Genomic DNA, 16,418 nt, shown 5'->3' on the forward strand with positions numbered 1-16,418 from the left:
GACAGGTGCAGACAACTTCGCTGAATACAACGTCTGCATCTTTCACCATAGATGTTGCTCGATCAGCGTCATGGCATCCGTCAGCATTGTCTCGTCGGCCAGCCAGTGGGGGTTGTGCTGACGCCGGAACCAGGTGCGTTGGCGTTTGGCGAACTGGCGGGTGCGTTGGCAGGTGATCCTCACGGCATCTGCAGTGCTCAGGCTGCCGCCGATCACCTGCAGCGCTTCGCCGTAGCCGATGGTCTGCAGCAGCGGCAGATCGGCGCCGTAGCGCTCGCTCAGGCGCCGGGTCTCGTCCACCAGCCCATCGCGGTAAAGCTGCTCTGTGCGTTGTTGGATGCGCTGGCGCAGGTTGGCGGGATTGAGGCCCAGTTCCAACACCCGCCAGGGCGGAGGTGTGGCTGTGGCCTGCCGGCTCATCTGTTGCCCGGAGGCGTAGAGCACCTCCAGGGCGCGCTGGGTGCGCACGGCATCGGCCGGGGCGATTTTGGCGGCGGCCTCGGGGTCGGCGACCTGCAGCAGCGGATGGCAGATGCCTTGGCCCAGGGCTGTTAGCTGTTGGCGCAGCTGCGGCTGGGGGGGCACCGCCGGAGGCTGAAGGCCACTGGTGAGGGCCTTGAGATAGAGACCACTGCCGCCCACCAGCAACGCCACACCCCGCTGCTCTAGGGCGGCGTCGATGCAAGGGGTTGCGATCGCCTGAAATTCCTGGAGGGTGATCGGCTGATCCGGCCTGCGCAGGTCCAGCAGATGGTGCGGCACTCGCGCCTGTTGCTCCGCCGTCGGCTTGGCGGTGCCCAGATCCATCTCTCTGTAGAGCTGGCGGGAATCCACGTTGATCACCGGCAGATCCAGTCGTTCGGCGATCTCCAGCGCCAGGGCGGTCTTGCCGCTGGCTGTGGGCCCGAGCAGGGTGATCACCAGGGGATGGGAGCTGTTCAAAAGGGTGAGGGGGTGCAGCCCGGCTTGGAATGGGCTCTGAGAGGCCTCTGCAAGCCTCTATAGACAGCCGGTGGTAAATTGACATTGTCAGGTCGAGGTTTAGAGCCGTTGCGCCCGCCCATGACCCGGTTTCCTGGCTCAAGACTTTCTCAATGAGCGACGCTTCCAAGGTCCAGAACGCCTACGGCGCCGAGCAGATTCAGGTGCTGGAGGGGCTTGAGCCCGTCCGCAAGCGCCCGGGCATGTACATCGGCTCCACCGGACCGCGGGGCCTGCACCATCTGGTGTACGAAGTTGTTGATAACTCGGTGGATGAGGCCCTGGCGGGCCATTGCGACCGCATTGTTGTGGTCCTCGGTGAAGACGGCTCCGCCTCAGTGAGCGACAACGGCCGCGGCATCCCCACCGATGTGCACCCCCGCACCGGCAAGAGCGCCTTGGAAACGGTGCTCACCGTGTTGCACGCCGGTGGCAAATTCGGCGCCGGTGGTTACAAGGTGTCCGGCGGTCTGCACGGCGTCGGCGTCTCGGTGGTGAATGCCCTGAGTGAATGGGTGCAGGTGACGGTGCGCCGTCAGGGCCAGGTGCATCGCCAGCGCTTTGAGCGCGGTGCGGCGATTGGAGGGCTGGCTTCAGAGTCGCAGCCGGCGGCGGAGTCCGGCGAGACCGGCACCACCGTCTGCTTCAAGCCCGACATTGAAATCTTCACCGGCGGCATCGTCTTTGACTACGCCACCCTTTCGGCTCGGCTGCGGGAACTGGCCTACCTCAACGGCGGCGTGCGGATCGTTTTCCGTGATGAACGGGAGTCGGCCCGGGATGAGGAGGGCAACCCCCATGAGGAGACCTACTTCTACGAAGGCGGGATCAAGGAATACGTCGCCTACATGAACAAGGAGAAGGACGCCCTTCATCCCGAGATCATTTACGTGAATTCGGAGAAGGATGGCGTTCAGGTGGAGGCCGCTCTGCAGTGGTGCTCCGATGCCTACTCCGACAGCATCCTTGGCTTCGCCAATAACATCCGCACCGTCGATGGCGGCACCCACATTGAGGGCCTGAAGACGGTGTTGACCCGCACCCTCAATGCTTTTGCCAAGAAGCTCGGCAAGCGCAAGGAATCGGATTCCAACCTGGCGGGGGAGAACATCCGCGAAGGCCTGACGGCGGTGCTCTCGGTGAAGGTGCCGGAGCCGGAGTTCGAGGGTCAGACCAAGACCAAGCTCGGCAACACCGAGGTGCGCGGCATTGTCGACAACCTGGTGGGCGAGGCGCTCAGCCAGTTCCTCGAGTTCAACCCCTCCGTGATCGGGTTGATCCTCGAGAAGGCGATCCAGGCCTTCAATGCCGCTGAGGCCGCCCGCCGGGCCCGCGAACTGGTGCGGCGCAAGAGCGTTCTGGAGAGCTCAACCCTGCCCGGAAAACTGGCCGATTGCAGCTCCCGCGACCCCGGCGAATCCGAGATCTACATCGTGGAGGGCGACTCCGCTGGTGGCTCCGCCAAGCAAGGCCGCGACCGTCGCTTCCAGGCGATCCTGCCGCTGCGGGGCAAGATCCTCAACATCGAGAAGACCGACGACGCCAAGATCTACAAGAACACCGAGATCCAGGCGTTGATCACCGCCCTGGGCCTGGGCATCAAGGGCGAGGACTTCGATGTGAAGAACCTCCGCTACCACCGGGTCGTGATCATGACCGACGCCGACGTGGACGGCGCCCACATCCGCACCCTGCTGCTCACCTTCTTCTACCGCTACCAGAAGGAGCTCGTGGAGGGCGGTTACATCTACATCGCCTGTCCGCCGCTTTACAAAGTGGAGCGCGGTAAGAACCACACCTACTGTTACAACGAGGGCGATCTGCAGAAGACCCTGGAGGGCTTCGGCGAGAAGGCCAATTACACGATCCAGCGCTTCAAGGGTCTCGGCGAAATGATGCCCAAGCAGCTCTGGGAAACCACCATGGATCCCACCACGCGCACGATGAAGCGGGTGGAGATCGAAGACGCTCTCGAGGCTGATCGCATCTTCACGATCCTGATGGGCGACAAGGTGGCTCCGCGCCGGGAATTCATCGAGACCCACAGCGCCGAGCTGGACATGGCAGCCCTCGACATTTGATGGTGGCTGTTCTGCGTTGGAGCTGGCTGTTGGGGGTGGCCTTGATGGCTCCCGCGGCCTTGCCTGCCGGTGGTGCTGATCGGCGTCAACCGCAGCCCCGTCGCCGCGCTGCCTCCGGGCCCTTGCATACGGTCACTGACCAACCTCTTCGGCTGAGCCCCCTGGCAGTGGCTCCCCGGCTGAGCACCCTCAAGGCAGGATCCTCCCTGCGGCTGTTGCGGCGCTGGTCCGCCGCCGATGGCCAAGACTGGCTGCACGTCCAAACCCTTTCGGGAGATCAACGCCGTGGCTGGCTCCGCGCCTGAAGTGGTTCTGGTGGGTCTGGGGGCGATCCCCGGGGCCTGGCTGCGCTTGAAAGTGGTCAACCACTTTCAGCCCATGGTGCCCAAGAAGCACTGGGGCACCTTCCTGGTGAACGTGGTGGCTTGTTTCGCCCTGGGCCTGGTGTTGGCGCTCAATGAAACCTGTTCGACCAGCACAGGCATTGCCCTGCTGATGGGGGTGGGCTTTTTTGGCAGCCTCAGCACTTTTTCCACCTTCGCCGTTGAGCTGCTCAACGAGCTGCGGGCCGGCCAGGCGCTGACGGCGCTGGTGTTGGCGCTTGCCTCAATTGGAGCGGGTTTGCTGGCCTCTGCTGTTGGTTACGGACTGGGGACCCATGCCTGAAACCAAACCCAGCCTGCAACTTGAACTGCAGGAGTTGTTGCTTGTTGGTGTTGGTGCTGTGCCCGGAGCCTTGCTGCGCTGGAAGGTGGCTTTGCATCTGGGGGATCAGAACCTGCTGGTGAATGTTCTCGGAGCTGCCCTGTTGGGCTTGTTGGCCGGGCTACCCGCCGCACCACGGCGTCAGTTGCTGCTTGGCATTGGCTTCTGCGGCTCGCTCACCACCTTCAGCAGTTGGATGCTGGCGGCGATGCAGCACCTCAGCGCCGGTGATTGGGCCGCTGCATTGGGCTTGATCGGGCTGACCCTCGGGCTGGGGCTCGGGGCTGCAGGGCTCGGGTTCTGGTGCGGACGCCGCCTCGGCAACTGATCCGTTCTGGATGTTCTTTTACGTCGATCACACGACGCGTTTTGCCCACAACACCGGGATCCAGCGCTGTGTGCGACTGACGGCTCGGGCCTTGCTCGAGCTGGGCATGCCGCTACGGCCGGTCTGCTGGCGGTCTGATCAAGGCTTTGTGCTGGCGACTCCAGCTCAACTTCGACATCTGGAACGTTGGAACGGGCCGCCTGTGGATGCATGGACCCTGGACCTCGACACGGCAATCGAGCCGGCGTGGCTCCTTGTGGTCGAACTCGTTCGAAGCCGTGTCGGGCCGTCCGTTGATGAGTTGACCCGTGCCGCGAGGACGCTTGGGCTCAAGGTGGCGTGGGTGTTTCACGACGCCATACCCATTCGCTTGGCCCATCTGTATGGGGGGCAGAATTCAGTTGCAGCCCGATCCCATGCGGACTACATGCGTGGCCTGGCACGTGCTGATCGGGTTCTGGCCAATTCCCTCACCACGGCGGACCATCTCCGCAGCTTCCTCAAGCAGGAGCAGCTGCCCTTCGCCCATGTCCAAGGGCTGCCCTTGGCGCAAGCCTGTCCAGGGACTCAGCGGGTCCGCCACATGGACCTTCATCAACCGGAGCAACCTCTGCGGCTTCTCTGCGTTGGATCGTTGGAAGCGCGCAAAAACCATCGCACGCTGCTGAAGGCCTTGGCCTGGCTGCTGGCGTTTGAGGAAAAGGCAGTGGATTTGCGAATCGTTGGTTGGGCCAACGACCCTGCAATCGCAGCGTTGGTCGAGCGTGCGATCTCTTTGGGGCTGCCTGTCGGCTGGATCCGTGATGCCGATGATGATCGCCTCAATCAGCTGTATGCCTGGGCCCAGTTCACGGTTTACCCCTCGATCGAGGAGGGGTTCGGCCTGCCCGTCGCCGAGAGCCTCTGGCACGGCCGTGGCTGCCTGTGCAGCGGTGATGGTGCCCTCGGAGAACTGGCCGCAGAGGGTGGATGCCTGACGGTGGACACCCGCAGCTGGCGATCGTTGGCGGAGGCCATGGCTTCCCTGCTGGCCTCTCCTGATCGCGTGGTCGATCTCAACAAAGCTGCTCAGCAGCGACCGCTTCGAACCTGGTCGGATTACGGCCAGCAGTTGCTGGCCGCATTGGAGCTGAGCTGATCAGGCCGCCAGAGCTGCCTCAATCGCCGATGTGAGGTCTTCGGGGGTGACGCCGCTCTTGAAGCGGGCGATCACAGTGCCGTCCTTGCCCACCAGGAACTTCTCGAAGTTCCACTCCACATCACCAGAGGGTTCCATCTGATTGAGGGTGGTGTAGGGCTCGGTGGTGCTGCCTTTGGCGTGCACCTTCTCGAACAGTTCGAAGTCGGCGCCGTAGGTGGTGGAGCAGAAGCTCTTGATCTCCTCCAGCGTGCCGGGCTCTTGGGCGCCGAAGTCGTTGCAAGGGAAACCCAGCACCGCTAGGCCCTTGGCGGCGTAGGCCTCGTTCAGGGCCTGCAGGCCGGCGTACTGCTTGGTGAAGCCACAGCGGCTGGCCACGTTCACGATCAGCAGCACCTTGCCGGCGTAGTCGCCCAGGGATTTGCTGCTGCCGTCAGGGGTGGTGACGGAAACGGCGCTGACGCTGATCGCCATGGTGAAACGGGGATGGAGCGCAGAGGATAACCGGCTGTAACGGCCATACACTGGGCTCCCGGCCGGAGGGGCATGACGGAGGCATCGGGGCTGAGCAGTTCAGGCGTGAGCGTGGAGCCCGAGTTGCTGGCCGAGGCGGTCTCCCATGAGCTCGCCGCGATGCTCCAGGCGGGCAATTACGACGCGGTGAAACTGCTGCTGGAACCGGTTCAGCCGGTGGACATCGCCGAAGCGATCGGTGACTTGCCGGCCAACTTGCAGGCGATTGCCTTTCGCCTGCTCAGCAAGGACGAAGCCATCAGTGTTTACGAATACCTTGACACCGCCACGCAGCAAAGCCTGCTGAGCCTGCTGCGCTCTGGCGAGATGCGGGAGGTGATGGAGGAGATGTCGCCGGATGATCGCGCCCGATTGTTCGAGGAGTTGCCGGCCAAGGTGGTGCGGCAGCTGCTGAGCGAACTCAGCCCGGATGAACGCAAGGTGACCGCTGAGTTGCTGGGCTACCGCCCCGAAACGGCCGGTCGCTTGATGACGACCGAGTACATCGCCTTCAAAGAAAACCAGACCGCCGCAGTGGCGCTGGAGATCGTGCGGCGACGTGCTCGCGACACCGAGACGATTTATTCCTTGTATGTCACGGACGCTGAGCGACGCCTCACCGGCATCCTGTCGCTGCGGGATCTGGTCACGGCAGACCCCCAGGCCCGCATCGGTGATGTGATGACGGAGGAGGTGCTCAGTGTCAGCACCGACACCGATCAGGAGAAGGTGGCCCGCACGATTCAGCGCTACGACTTCCTCGCCGTTCCTGTGGTCGATCTGGAACGGCGCCTCGTGGGCATCGTCACCGTGGATGACGTGATCGACGTGATTGAGCAGGAGGCGACGCGCGATTTGTACGCCGCTGGTGCCGTTCAGGCCGGCGATGTCGACGATTACTTCAGCAGCAACCTGTTTACCGTCGCCCGCCGCCGGGTGGTTTGGCTGGCGGTGCTGGTGCTTGCAAGCTTTTTCACCTCAGAGGTGATCGCTGCCAATGAAGACGTCCTGCAACAGGTGGTCTTGTTGGCGGCTTTCATTCCCTTGCTGGGTGGTACGGGCGGCAACGTGGGGGCCCAGAGTTCCACGGTGGTGATCCGTGGTTTGAGCACCCAGAGCATCTCCAGCCTTGGACCCCTGAGGGCCATTGGCCGCGAAGCCATGGCGGGGGCGTTGTTAGGGGTGTTGATGATGCTTCTGGTGGTTCCCTTCGCCTGGTGGCGCGGGGAGAGCGCTTTGGTGGGCCTCTCTGTGGGGATGAGTCTGCTGGCTATCACGACCCTGGCGGCCACTGCCGGTGCAGCGTTTCCGCTTTTGTTTGACCGCATGGGTCTGGACCCAGCGCTGATGTCCACACCCTTCATCACCACCTGCACGGACGTGGCCGGAACGTTGATTTACCTCAAGACGGCGGGGTGGTTGCTGGGCAACCTGCCGCAGCTGGTTCAGGCCACAGGTATTTCTACCCATTTCTTTGTCTTCGGCGCTTTCTGAGAGCCTGTTTACGTTTCTTAGGAGTACTCTTCACATAACTCAAAGAAGCGCCCCATGGCTCCGGCTGCGACCGCTGCTTCAAAGCCCAAAACCGCTGCAAAGGCTGCAAAAACAGTTTCGGCGGATGTTGATCTCGTCCGCTCATACCTGCGCGACATCGGCCGTGTTCCGCTGTTGACCCATGAGCAGGAGATCACTCTGGGGCGCCAGGTCCAGGAGCTGATGGATTTGGAATCGCTCGAGTCTGAGCTCGAGAGCAAGGCCGGAGAGAAGCCCAGCCGAGACCAGCTAGCCAAGGCTTCTGGGTTGTCGTCAATGCAGCTCAAGCGCAAGCTGCAGCATGGCCGTCGCGCCAAGGAGCGCATGGTGGCGGCCAACCTCCGGCTTGTTGTGAGCGTGGCCAAGAAATACACCAAGAGGAACATGGAGCTCCTGGACCTGATCCAGGAAGGCACCATTGGCTTGGTGCGTGGTGTGGAGAAGTTCGACCCCACCCGTGGTTACAAATTCTCCACCTACGCCTATTGGTGGATTCGTCAGGGCATAACACGGGCCATCGCGGAGAAGAGCCGCACGATCAGGCTGCCCATCCACATCACTGAGATGTTGAACAAGCTCAAGAAGGGCCAGCGGGAGCTGAGCCAGGAGCTAGGCCGCACGCCCACCGTCACCGAGTTGGCTGAATTCGTTGAGCTGCCCGAAGACGACGTCAAGGATCTGATGTGCCGGGCCCGCCAGCCGGTGAGTCTGGAGATGAAAGTTGGCGACGGCGACGACACCGAACTGCTGGAGCTCCTCTCCGGAGATGGTGACCTCCCCAGCGATCAGGTGGAAGAGGATTGCCTTAAAGGAGACCTGCGCAACCTCCTGGGTCAGCTGCCCCATCTGCAGGAGCAGGTGCTGCGGATGCGTTACGGCATGGATGGAGAAGATCCGATGAGCCTCACCGGCATCGGCCGGATTCTGGGCATGAGCCGAGACCGTGTTCGCAACCTGGAGCGGGATGGCCTGGCCGGTCTGCGCCGCGTGAGTGATCAGGTGGAGGCCTACGTCGCCTGCTGAGTTGATCTTGTCTTGATCAGCCGTTGCAGCACCGGGTTCACCTGATCCGGTGCTTCGTCATGGGGGCAGTGGCCTGCGTTCGGAACCACTGAAATAGATCGAACGCAGTTCAGGGTCTGGGCCCAACGCTTGGCCTCTGCAATTGGTTCCCAGGGATCCAGCTCACCCCAGATCAGATCTACGGGAATCGACAGCTTTTCCATCAATTGAGGGGCGAGATGGTCGTCGAACAGGTTGATGAAGCCGCGAAAGGCCTCAGCCGCACCCCGGCGTTGGGTCGGTTGAAACAGCAGATCCACCAGGTCATCGTCGATGTTGGCGCCACTGGGATAGGCCTGCTTCAACACACTGCGGATCACGCCGGGCCGTGCCGCATTGCGGAACAGCGCGGTGCTGAGCCAGCGCTGCCGCACCATCGTCTTGAGCAACGGCCGGATCCAGGCCATCCAGGCGGGTTGGGTGGACAGTTGTTTGTCGTCCATCAAGCGCTGGGCACAGTCGATCAGCACCACGCCCCGGCATCGTTCCCCCAGCAGTTGTGCGGCCCGTAGGGCAACGACCCCACCGATCGAGTTGCCCACCAGCAGCACGGGCCGTTGCACCACTGCATCGCAGAAGTCAGCCACCTGTTGGCCCCAGAGATCAAAGCCGTAATGAACGGCATCCGCTGAAACGGACTCATCCTTCAGGCGAGCCCGGGGCTGATCGCTGCGCCCGAAACCGAGCAGATCGATGGCGTAGGTGGGCAGCAGTTCGGCCAGCACCGGCTGGTTGAAGCGCCAATGGTTGGTGTTGGCCCCGAAGCCATGAATCAGCAGCACGGCCTCTTCGGCATTGGGGTCGCCCATCAGGCTCCAGCCAATGGATCGCTCGTTCCAGCTCCAGAGGTTGTGGCTTGGGATCACGCCTTGGCTTGCTGCGCCCGTGCATCCTGGCGAGAGGAGCACTTGGATGACGGTCGTTGCTCGGGTCCTGTTCTGACGCCAATCGCGAACCCATGGATGCGTTGACCGAGGCCGAAGCTGCTGTTCTATCGACAGCCTTGCTGGCCTGGTGGGAGCGGCATGGCCGCGGCGGCATCCCCTGGAAGCAGTTGCCTGGCGGCGCGCGTCCAGCGCCGGAGCAGGATCTCGATCCCTACGGCATCTGGATCGCCGAGGTGATGCTGCAGCAGACCCAGCTGGCCGTGGCTCTCCCCTACTGGACGCGTTGGATGGCGGCGTTCCCCACAGTGGACGCTTTGGCTGCGGCATCTCTTGAGGAGGTGCGGCTGCAGTGGCAGGGGCTTGGGTATTACTCCCGGGTCCGCCGGCTGCATGAGGCGGCGCAGCTGCTGGTGGGCCACCCGTGGCCGCACAGCTTGGAGGGTTGGATGGCCTTGCCGGGCATCGGTCGCACCACCGCCGGCAGCATCCTTTCCAGTGCGTTTAATGCACCGTTGCCGATCCTGGATGGCAACGTCAAACGGGTGCTGGCGCGATTGATGGCCCATCCGCGCCCACCGGCCCGTGACGACGCCTTGTTCTGGTGCTGGAGCGAGGCCCTGCTCGATCCGGTTCGGCCACGGGACACCAACCAGGCCTTGATGGATCTTGGGGCCACGCTTTGCACCCCCCGCCAGCCGGACTGCCACCGTTGCCCCTGGCAGCTGCACTGCGCTGCTTACGCTGCCGGCGATCCTTGCCGCTGGCCCGTGACCGAAGCCCCCAAGCCCCTGCCCTTCCAGGTGATCGGTGTGGGGGTTGTGCTCAACGCGGCCGGGGAGGTGTTGATTGACCAGCGCCTGGAGGAAGGCCTGCTGGGGGGGATGTGGGAGTTCCCCGGTGGCAAACAGGAGCAGGGCGAAACGATCGAAAATTGCATTGCCCGCGAGTTGAAGGAGGAGCTCGGCATTGCGGTGACGGTGGGCGCTGAACTGATCACTGTGGATCACGCCTACAGCCACAAGAAGCTCCGCTTTGTGGTGCATCTCTGCGACTGGCTCTCGGGAGAGCCGCAGCCTCTTGCCAGTCAGCAGGTCCGTTGGGTACGCCCCGATGATCTGGGGAATTACGCCTTTCCGGCCGCCAATGCGCGGATCATTGAGGCCCTACTTGGCAGCTTGGAAAGCTCTGCCCACCCTGAAGCAAGGTCCTGATGCGGTCGGATGGCGCTTGGTCCCGTCGTTGTCTGTCTCGGTGAAGCGCTGATCGATCGGCTTGGGCCGCCGGGCGGTGATCCGGCGGTGGATCAGCCGGTGGATGATCGTCTGGGCGGTGCGCCCGCGAATGTGGCCTGTGGCCTGGCCCGCCTGGAGACCCCCGTGGCCTTTGCCGGTCGACTGGGGCAGGACGCCATCGGTGAAGCCTTTTCCAGGTTGTTTGCTGAGCGTGGTGTCGACACCTCGCTCCTGCAGCGGGATGCCGAGCGTCCCAGTCGCATCGTGCTGGTGCGCCGTGCGGGGGATGGGGAACGACAGTTTCAGGGCTTTGACGGAGATCAGGGGGCCGGCTTTGCCGACCAGGCCTTGGAGCCGGTTGCCCTACCCCCGGCCCGATGGTTGTTGATTGGCACGCTTCCGTTGGCAGCACCAACGTCGGCTTCGGCTTTGTTGTCGGCCGTGCGCCAGGTCAGCAGCCAAGGCACGGCGATTGCCCTTGATGTGAACTGGCGCCCCACGTTCTGGGATGCCACCGCTGATCCCGCGGCGGGTCCGTCGGCTGCGGCGAAGGCTGCGATTCAACCGCTCCTGGACCAGGCGGCCCTGATCAAGCTGGCGCGGGAGGAAGCCCTCTGGTTGTTCAACAGCGACGATCCCGGCGTGATCCAGCAGGTCTTGCCCCAGCGGCCCGATGTGGTGGTCACCGATGGGGCGGCCCCGGTGCGCTGGCAATTGGGGGCTGATTGCGGTCAGCAGGTCGCCTTTCAGCCCCCCAGTGTCGTCGACACCACCGGTGCCGGTGATGCCTTCACGGCCGGGCTGTTGCACCGCTGGGCCGCCGCGCCCCAGGAGCGCATTCGCTTTGCGGCGGCCTGTGGTGCTCTGGTCTGCGGCGGGGCCGGTGGCATTGATCCCCAGCCCACGCAGGCTCAGGTGGAGGCCTTTCTGGGAGAGGTGAGCTGAGCGAGCCGCCCTTCGTCTTGATGGCGAAGCTCCAGGTGCCAGGCCTCGGCCAGATCGAGCCCCAGCCGTTCCGGCCACTCCACGGCCATCAACGCCCCGGTGGCGCTGGCCTCCTCCTCCTCCTGAAGAAACAGTTCATCGGCAGAGGCCGGTTGCTCCAGGCGATAGAGATCAAGGTGCACCAGCTGTGGTTCCCCCTGGGGGTAGTGCTGGGCCAGGGCAAAAGTGGGGCTGGTGATCGCCTCGCTGATCCCGAGGCCCTCGGCCAGGCCCTGCACCAATGATGTTTTGCCGGCGCCAAGGGGCCCGCTCAACAGCAGGATTGCTCCCGTTGGAAGCTTGCGCGCCAGCAATCGGCCCAGGGCCCGGGTGGTCTCAAGGGTCTCAAGGGCCCAGACATGCCCTGTAGAGTCCGGCTCAAGCGAGCCCGAAGCCTCGGCGTCTCTGCAGAGATTCAACTCCACGATTCATTAGGGAGCACCGAAACCATGGTGGCAGCGCCCACGTCCCCGGCTGAGCTGAAGCTTGGCGTCGATTGCGTCATTGCCGATATCAATCAGGCCGATTTCGGCCGCAAGGAGCTCGACATCGCCGAGACCGAAATGCCCGGTCTGATGGCGCTGCGCGAGAAATACGGCAGCGAGAAGCCTCTCAAGGGCGCCCGCATCGCCGGCTCCCTGCACATGACGATTCAAACCGCGGTTCTGATCGAGACCCTGGTGGAGCTCGGTGCTGAAGTGCGCTGGGCCTCCTGCAACATCTTTTCCACTCAGGATCACGCTGCTGCGGCCATTGCCGCCCAGGGCATCCCCGTGTTCGCCGTCAAAGGCGAGACCCTCGAGGAGTACTGGGACTACACCCACCGCATCCTCGAGTGGGGTGATGGCGGTTCCCCCAACATGATCCTGGACGATGGTGGTGATGCCACCGGTCTGGTGATGCTGGGCAGCAAGGCCGAGCAGGACATCACCGTTCTCGACAACCCCAGCAACGAAGAGGAGACCTTCCTGTTCGCTTCGATCAAGAAAAAGCTGGCCCAGGATCCCAGCTTCTATTCGCGCACCAAGGCCCAGATCCAGGGCGTGACCGAGGAGACCACCACAGGTGTGGCGCGTCTCTACAAGATGCAGAAGAGCGGTGAACTGCCCTTCCCCGCCATCAACGTCAACGACTCGGTCACCAAGAGCAAGTTCGACAACCTCTACGGCTGCCGCGAGTCGCTGGTGGACAGCATCAAGCGTGCCACCGACGTGATGGTGGCGGGCAAGCAGGCCCTGGTGATCGGCTACGGCGACGTGGGCAAGGGTTCCGCCCAGTCCCTGCGCGGCCTCGGTGCCACTGTCTGCATCGCGGAAGTGGATCCGATCTGCGCGCTGCAGGCCGCCATGGAGGGCTACCGCGTTGTCCGTCTTGAGGACGTGGTCGAAGACATGGACATCTTCGTCACCGCCACCGGCAACTACCAGGTGATCCGCAACGAGCACCTGATGAAGATGAAGGACGAGGCCATCGTCTGCAACATCGGCCACTTCGACAACGAGATCGATGTCGCCTCCCTCAAGGAGTACGCGTGGGAGAACATCAAGCCGCAGGTTGACCACATCACCCTGCCCAGCGGCAACAAAATCATCCTGTTGGCGGAAGGTCGCCTTGTGAACCTGGGCTGCGCCACCGGCCACCCCAGCTTTGTGATGAGCAACTCCTTCACCAACCAGGTGCTGGCTCAGATCGAGTTGTTCACCAAGGGCGATGAGTACGCCAAGGAGGTGTATGTGCTGCCCAAGCATCTCGATGAGATGGTGGCTCGCCTTCACCTCGGTCGTATCGGCGCCAAGCTCACCGAGCTCAGCAAGGATCAGGCCGACTACATCAATGTGCCTGTGGAAGGTCCCTACAAGCCCGACCACTACCGCTACTGATCACGATCCTGCGGATCGGAATCTGATTCTCACGGCCCCATGGAAGACTTGCGCGATCAAGCGCAGTCTCCATGGGGCTTTCTGATCTGATCACACAGCTGCCGGAGTTGATCGGCCAGGCGGTGGAGGCGAACCAGTGGCTGGGTTACACCGCGATTTTTGCGGCGATGTTTCTCGAGAATCTGTTCCCGCCGATTCCGTCCGAGCTGATCATGCCCCTTGGGGGCTTTTATGTGCAGCAGGGTCAGCTGGAACTGGTGCCTGTGGTGCTGGCCGGTTTGCTGGGCACGGTGCTCGGTGCCCTGCCCTGGTACGGGATCGGTCGCTTGATCAACGAGGAACGGATCGAAGCCTGGTTGCAACGGCACGGGCGCTGGATTGGCATCAGTGCCGATGAGTTGGCCCGCAGCCGCCGTTGGTTCAGCCGCTATGGCACCGCTCTGGTGTTCTGGGGACGTCTGGTGCCTGGCATTCGCACGCTGATCTCCGTGCCAGCGGGCATCGAAATGATGCCGATGGCGCCGTTCCTCGTCTGGACCACCGCTGGCAGCCTGATCTGGACGGCCCTGCTCACCGTGGCCGGCATGGTTCTCGGAGAGGGCTACAGCAACGTTGAGCTCTGGATTGACCCGGTCTCCAAGGTTGTGAAGGTGTTGCTGGTGGTGTCGGTGCTGGCGGGCGCGATCTGGTTGGTTCTGCGCATCTGGCGCCGGCGCCAGTCGTCCGACTGAGCACCGGCGCGAGGGTTTCCCTGGGGGAGAGGATCAGAAGGGGATGTCCTCGTCGGAAGCCTGGCCGCCAAAGCTGCCGGCGGCCTCCTGGTTGTCCCGTTTGGATCCCAGCAGTTCGAGCCGATCCACACGCACCACGGGCTTGCTGCGCTCTTCGCCGCTGGCACGGTCGGTCCAGCGGTCCAGCTTGAAGCTGCCGATGATCCCGAGCAAGGAGCCCTTCTTCACGTAATCCGCAGCAACCTGGGCCTGCTTGCCCCAGATCTCGAGGTTGAACCAGTCGGGTTCATCGTCGCGGCTGCGACGGTTCACCGCCATGGTGAGGTTGGCCACCATGCTGCCGGACTCGAAGTAACGCACTTCGGGATCGCGGCCGGCACGGCCGACGAGGGTGACGGAATTAACGCCCATAGACAATTCATCTCCTGAATTTGGATTCATGATGCGGCACCGGTTGGGTGACTGCTTTTAAGGAGTTCCACCCAAGCCGCTGGGTGTAACAGGCAACCGCTGAGAACGCCCCTATGATCCGGCGGTCTTGGCTGCGGTGCCTGTGTTCTTTCGTCGTTTCCAGCTGTCGCGCGACATCGGCATCGACCTGGGCACCGCCAACACCCTGATCTACGTCTCCGGCCGGGGCATCGTGCTGCAGGAGCCCTCCGTGGTGGCTCTTGATCTGGAGCGTGGCACCACCATGGCGGTGGGCGATGAAGCCAAGTTGATGCTCGGCCGCACCCCGGGGAACATCCGGGCCGTCCGCCCGTTGCGCGATGGGGTGATTGCCGATTTCGATGCCGCTGAGCAGATGCTCAAAACCTTCATCACCAAGGGCAATGAGGGCCGCGGCATCATGGCCCCTCGGCTCGTGGTCGGCATTCCCAGTGGCGTGACCGGTGTGGAGCGTCGCGCCGTCCGTGAAGCCGGCATGGCTGGGGCGCGCGAGGTTCACCTGATTGATGAGCCGGTGGCAGCGGCCATCGGTGCGGGCCTTCCGGTCACCGAGCCCGTTGGGACGATGATTGTTGATATCGGTGGCGGCACCACTGAGGTGGCGGTGCTGAGCCTCGGTGGAACGGTGCTGAGCGAATCCGTCCGCGTTGCCGGCGATGAGATCAGCGACTCCATCAGCGTCTACCTCAAAAAGGTGCACAACATGGTGGTGGGTGAGCGCACGGCCGAGGAAATCAAGATCCGCATCGGCTCCGCCTTCCCCGACGACGAGTTCGATCAGCAGTCCATGGATGTGCGCGGTCTGCACCTGCTCTCCGGTTTGCCCCGCACCATCAACCTCAAAGCTGGTGATCTGCGCGAAGCCATCGCTGAGCCGCTCAACGTGATTGTGGAAGCGGTGAAACGCACCCTGGAGCGCACACCTCCTGAGCTGGCAGCCGACATCGTGGACCGCGGCATCATGCTGGCGGGTGGTGGTGCGTTAGTCCGCGGCATCAGCGACCTGATCAGCCACGAGACCGGGATCTTTGTTCACATCGCCGAAGACCCCCTGCTCTGCGTGGTGAACGGTTGCGGCCAGGTGCTGGAGGACTGGAAACGCCTGCAGCGGGTGGTCGACACCCCGGAATTCGTCCGCGCCGCGGCAGGCGTCTGAAGCGATGGCCCCGACGCTCCGTCCCGGCAAGAGCCGCTGGCGCGGATTGGGGCAACTCACCCCCTGGCTGCTGTTTGTGGCTGGGCTGTTGATGGTGCGTCTGAGCAAGGGCGCTGGTTTCAGCGATGCCTATGCCCTGCTCAGCCGCCCGTTCTGGCCGGGTTCCGCGCAACGGGAATGGGTGGCGGCCGCGGTGGATCTGGAGGAGCGCTCTCGCCTGCAGCTGCTGGAAGAGGACAATCGGCGCTTGCGCACTCTGCTGGAGCTCAAGCAACAAGGATCAGCGCAAGGCAAAGTTTCCGCTGCCGTGATCTCCCGTTCGTCGCGGGGGTGGTGGCAGCAATTGCAGCTGGGCAAGGGTTCGCTGCAGGGCATCGGTCGCAGCGATGCGGTTCTTGGCCCTGGCGGTTTGGTGGGCCGCATCGACAGTGTCACCCCCGCCACGGCGCGTGTGAAGTTGCTCACCGCCCCGGGCCATGAGATCGGCGTCTGGCTGCCCCGCAGCCGCCGTCATGGGTTGCTGGTGGGCCGCGGCAACAGCCGTCTGTCGCTCCGTTTCATCGACAAGGACCCCAATGTGCGGCCCGGGGATCTTGTCGCCACGTCCCCGGCCAGCACCCTGTTGCCCCCCAACGTGCCGGTGGGGGTGATCCAGTCGGTGGATGAACAGGCTGTTCCTGCACCGGTCGCTGTGGTGCAGTTGATCGCAGCACCGGAGGCGATCGACTGGGTGCAAGTGCAGACCCGTTGAGATGAA

General features: G+C 63.4%; 18 protein-coding genes. 13 read left to right on the plus strand and 5 right to left on the minus strand.

The window, feature by feature from the left end; translation table 11 throughout:
* Positions 1-42: 42 nt before the first annotated feature.
* On the minus strand, positions 43-942 hold the full coding sequence (miaA, locus tag AAXE93_RS07005) for a tRNA (adenosine(37)-N6)-dimethylallyltransferase MiaA (protein ID WP_390129452.1): 900 nt from the start codon (positions 940-942) through the stop codon (positions 43-45).
* A 152-nt stretch (positions 943-1,094) separates the two neighbouring features.
* On the opposite strand from miaA, the gene gyrB reads away from it, so the two are divergent.
* From gyrB to AAXE93_RS07030, 5 genes are read left to right on the plus strand one after another with little or no spacing between them, the layout of a single operon-like run.
* Entirely contained in the window at positions 1,095-3,062 is a 1,968-nt protein-coding gene (gene gyrB, locus AAXE93_RS07010; RefSeq protein WP_188021461.1) for a DNA topoisomerase (ATP-hydrolyzing) subunit B, read from the plus strand.
* Positions 3,062-3,367, plus strand: a complete 306-nt coding sequence (locus AAXE93_RS07015; RefSeq protein ID WP_390129455.1) for an SH3 domain-containing protein — start codon at positions 3,062-3,064, stop codon at positions 3,365-3,367. Before gyrB ends, AAXE93_RS07015 begins: the two co-directional genes overlap by 1 nt.
* Positions 3,348-3,728, plus strand: a complete 381-nt coding sequence (locus AAXE93_RS07020) for a CrcB family protein (protein WP_390129457.1) — start codon at positions 3,348-3,350, stop codon at positions 3,726-3,728. The genes AAXE93_RS07015 and AAXE93_RS07020 overlap by 20 nt, the downstream gene beginning before the upstream one ends.
* Positions 3,721-4,095, plus strand: coding sequence for a CrcB family protein (locus AAXE93_RS07025; RefSeq protein ID WP_390129459.1), 375 nt, complete (start codon positions 3,721-3,723; stop codon positions 4,093-4,095). The genes AAXE93_RS07020 and AAXE93_RS07025 overlap by 8 nt, the downstream gene beginning before the upstream one ends.
* Before the next feature lie 10 nt (positions 4,096-4,105).
* Complete coding sequence (locus AAXE93_RS07030; protein ID WP_390129461.1) at positions 4,106-5,233, plus strand: glycosyltransferase; 1,128 nt, start codon at positions 4,106-4,108, stop codon at positions 5,231-5,233.
* Here AAXE93_RS07030 and AAXE93_RS07035 read toward each other — a convergent pair whose 3' ends face one another.
* On the minus strand, positions 5,234-5,707 hold the full coding sequence (locus AAXE93_RS07035; RefSeq protein WP_390129464.1) for a glutathione peroxidase: 474 nt from the start codon (positions 5,705-5,707) through the stop codon (positions 5,234-5,236).
* Positions 5,708-5,779: 72 nt separating this feature from the next.
* Here AAXE93_RS07035 and mgtE point away from each other — a divergent pair, with 72 nt between their 5' ends.
* Together mgtE and AAXE93_RS07045 are read left to right on the plus strand one after the other, a co-directional pair.
* The gene (gene mgtE / locus AAXE93_RS07040; protein WP_390129466.1) at positions 5,780-7,240 is read left to right on the plus strand and encodes a magnesium transporter; all 1,461 of its coding nucleotides are present in this window, start codon (positions 5,780-5,782) and stop codon (positions 7,238-7,240) included.
* A 54-nt stretch (positions 7,241-7,294) separates the two neighbouring features.
* A complete protein-coding gene (locus tag AAXE93_RS07045) occupies positions 7,295-8,302 on the plus strand; it encodes an RpoD/SigA family RNA polymerase sigma factor (protein WP_390129468.1) in 1,008 nt (335 codons plus the stop codon).
* Here the strand turns inward: AAXE93_RS07045 and AAXE93_RS07050 are convergent.
* Entirely contained in the window at positions 8,287-9,150 is an 864-nt protein-coding gene (locus AAXE93_RS07050; RefSeq protein ID WP_390129779.1) for an alpha/beta fold hydrolase, read from the minus strand. The genes AAXE93_RS07045 and AAXE93_RS07050 overlap by 16 nt on opposite strands.
* 149 nt (positions 9,151-9,299) lie before the next feature.
* On the opposite strand from AAXE93_RS07050, the gene mutT reads away from it, so the two are divergent.
* Together mutT and AAXE93_RS07060 are read left to right on the plus strand one after the other, a co-directional pair.
* Positions 9,300-10,439 carry an 8-oxo-dGTP diphosphatase MutT gene (mutT, locus tag AAXE93_RS07055; RefSeq protein WP_390129470.1) on the plus strand — a complete coding sequence of 380 codons (1,140 nt, stop codon included), beginning with the start codon at positions 9,300-9,302 and terminating at the stop codon, positions 10,437-10,439.
* Between the two features lie 9 nt (positions 10,440-10,448).
* The gene (locus AAXE93_RS07060) at positions 10,449-11,405 is read left to right on the plus strand and encodes a carbohydrate kinase (protein ID WP_390129472.1); all 957 of its coding nucleotides are present in this window, start codon (positions 10,449-10,451) and stop codon (positions 11,403-11,405) included.
* Here AAXE93_RS07060 and tsaE read toward each other — a convergent pair.
* The gene (gene tsaE / locus AAXE93_RS07065; RefSeq protein WP_390129781.1) at positions 11,372-11,863 is read right to left on the minus strand and encodes a tRNA (adenosine(37)-N6)-threonylcarbamoyltransferase complex ATPase subunit type 1 TsaE; all 492 of its coding nucleotides are present in this window, start codon (positions 11,861-11,863) and stop codon (positions 11,372-11,374) included. The two genes, AAXE93_RS07060 and tsaE, sit on opposite strands and share 34 nt — an antisense overlap.
* Before the next feature lie 30 nt (positions 11,864-11,893).
* Between tsaE and ahcY the strand changes: the two genes are divergently transcribed.
* A complete protein-coding gene (gene ahcY / locus AAXE93_RS07070; RefSeq protein ID WP_390129474.1) occupies positions 11,894-13,324 on the plus strand; it encodes an adenosylhomocysteinase in 1,431 nt (476 codons plus the stop codon).
* 71 nt (positions 13,325-13,395) lie between these two features.
* Positions 13,396-14,055: a DedA family protein gene (locus AAXE93_RS07075; RefSeq protein ID WP_390129476.1), complete on the plus strand. Its 660-nt coding sequence runs from the start codon at positions 13,396-13,398 to the stop codon at positions 14,053-14,055.
* A gap of 33 nt (positions 14,056-14,088) precedes the next feature.
* Here AAXE93_RS07075 and AAXE93_RS07080 read toward each other — a convergent pair whose 3' ends face one another.
* Entirely contained in the window at positions 14,089-14,466 is a 378-nt protein-coding gene (locus AAXE93_RS07080; protein WP_114988041.1) for a single-stranded DNA-binding protein, read from the minus strand.
* A gap of 142 nt (positions 14,467-14,608) precedes the next feature.
* On the opposite strand from AAXE93_RS07080, the gene AAXE93_RS07085 reads away from it, so the two are divergent.
* Positions 14,609-15,661 carry a rod shape-determining protein gene (locus AAXE93_RS07085; protein ID WP_115131659.1) on the plus strand — a complete coding sequence of 351 codons (1,053 nt, stop codon included), beginning with the start codon at positions 14,609-14,611 and terminating at the stop codon, positions 15,659-15,661.
* Between the two features lie 4 nt (positions 15,662-15,665).
* On the plus strand, positions 15,666-16,412 hold the full coding sequence (gene mreC / locus AAXE93_RS07090) for a rod shape-determining protein MreC (RefSeq protein ID WP_390129479.1): 747 nt from the start codon (positions 15,666-15,668) through the stop codon (positions 16,410-16,412).
* Positions 16,413-16,418 lie beyond the last annotated feature (6 nt).

Origin of the sequence: Synechococcus sp. HIMB2401 (genome assembly GCF_042883245.1) — a bacterium.
GTDB lineage: Bacteria > Cyanobacteriota > Cyanobacteriia > PCC-6307 > Cyanobiaceae > Parasynechococcus.

Excerpts from the sequence above, each read along its gene's own strand:
- gyrB (WP_188021461.1), top strand. The coding sequence starts at position 1,095 with ATGAGCGACGCTTCCAAGGTCCAGAACGCCTACGGCGCCGAGCAGATT.
- AAXE93_RS07015 (WP_390129455.1), top strand. The coding sequence starts at position 3,062 with ATGGTGGCTGTTCTGCGTTGGAGCTGGCTGTTGGGGGTGGCCTTGATG.
- AAXE93_RS07025 (WP_390129459.1), top strand. The coding sequence starts at position 3,721 with ATGCCTGAAACCAAACCCAGCCTGCAACTTGAACTGCAGGAGTTGTTG.
- AAXE93_RS07030 (WP_390129461.1), top strand. The coding sequence starts at position 4,106 with ATGTTCTTTTACGTCGATCACACGACGCGTTTTGCCCACAACACCGGG.
- AAXE93_RS07035 (WP_390129464.1), bottom strand. The coding sequence starts at position 5,707 with ATGGCGATCAGCGTCAGCGCCGTTTCCGTCACCACCCCTGACGGCAGC.
- mgtE (WP_390129466.1), top strand. The coding sequence starts at position 5,780 with ATGACGGAGGCATCGGGGCTGAGCAGTTCAGGCGTGAGCGTGGAGCCC.
- AAXE93_RS07045 (WP_390129468.1), top strand. The coding sequence starts at position 7,295 with ATGGCTCCGGCTGCGACCGCTGCTTCAAAGCCCAAAACCGCTGCAAAG.
- AAXE93_RS07050 (WP_390129779.1), bottom strand. The coding sequence starts at position 9,150 with ATGGGCGACCCCAATGCCGAAGAGGCCGTGCTGCTGATTCATGGCTTC.
- mutT (WP_390129470.1), top strand. The coding sequence starts at position 9,300 with ATGGATGCGTTGACCGAGGCCGAAGCTGCTGTTCTATCGACAGCCTTG.
- AAXE93_RS07060 (WP_390129472.1), top strand. The coding sequence starts at position 10,449 with ATGGCGCTTGGTCCCGTCGTTGTCTGTCTCGGTGAAGCGCTGATCGAT.
- ahcY (WP_390129474.1), top strand. The coding sequence starts at position 11,894 with ATGGTGGCAGCGCCCACGTCCCCGGCTGAGCTGAAGCTTGGCGTCGAT.
- AAXE93_RS07075 (WP_390129476.1), top strand. The coding sequence starts at position 13,396 with ATGGGGCTTTCTGATCTGATCACACAGCTGCCGGAGTTGATCGGCCAG.
- AAXE93_RS07080 (WP_114988041.1), bottom strand. The coding sequence starts at position 14,466 with ATGGGCGTTAATTCCGTCACCCTCGTCGGCCGTGCCGGCCGCGATCCC.
- mreC (WP_390129479.1), top strand. The coding sequence starts at position 15,666 with ATGGCCCCGACGCTCCGTCCCGGCAAGAGCCGCTGGCGCGGATTGGGG.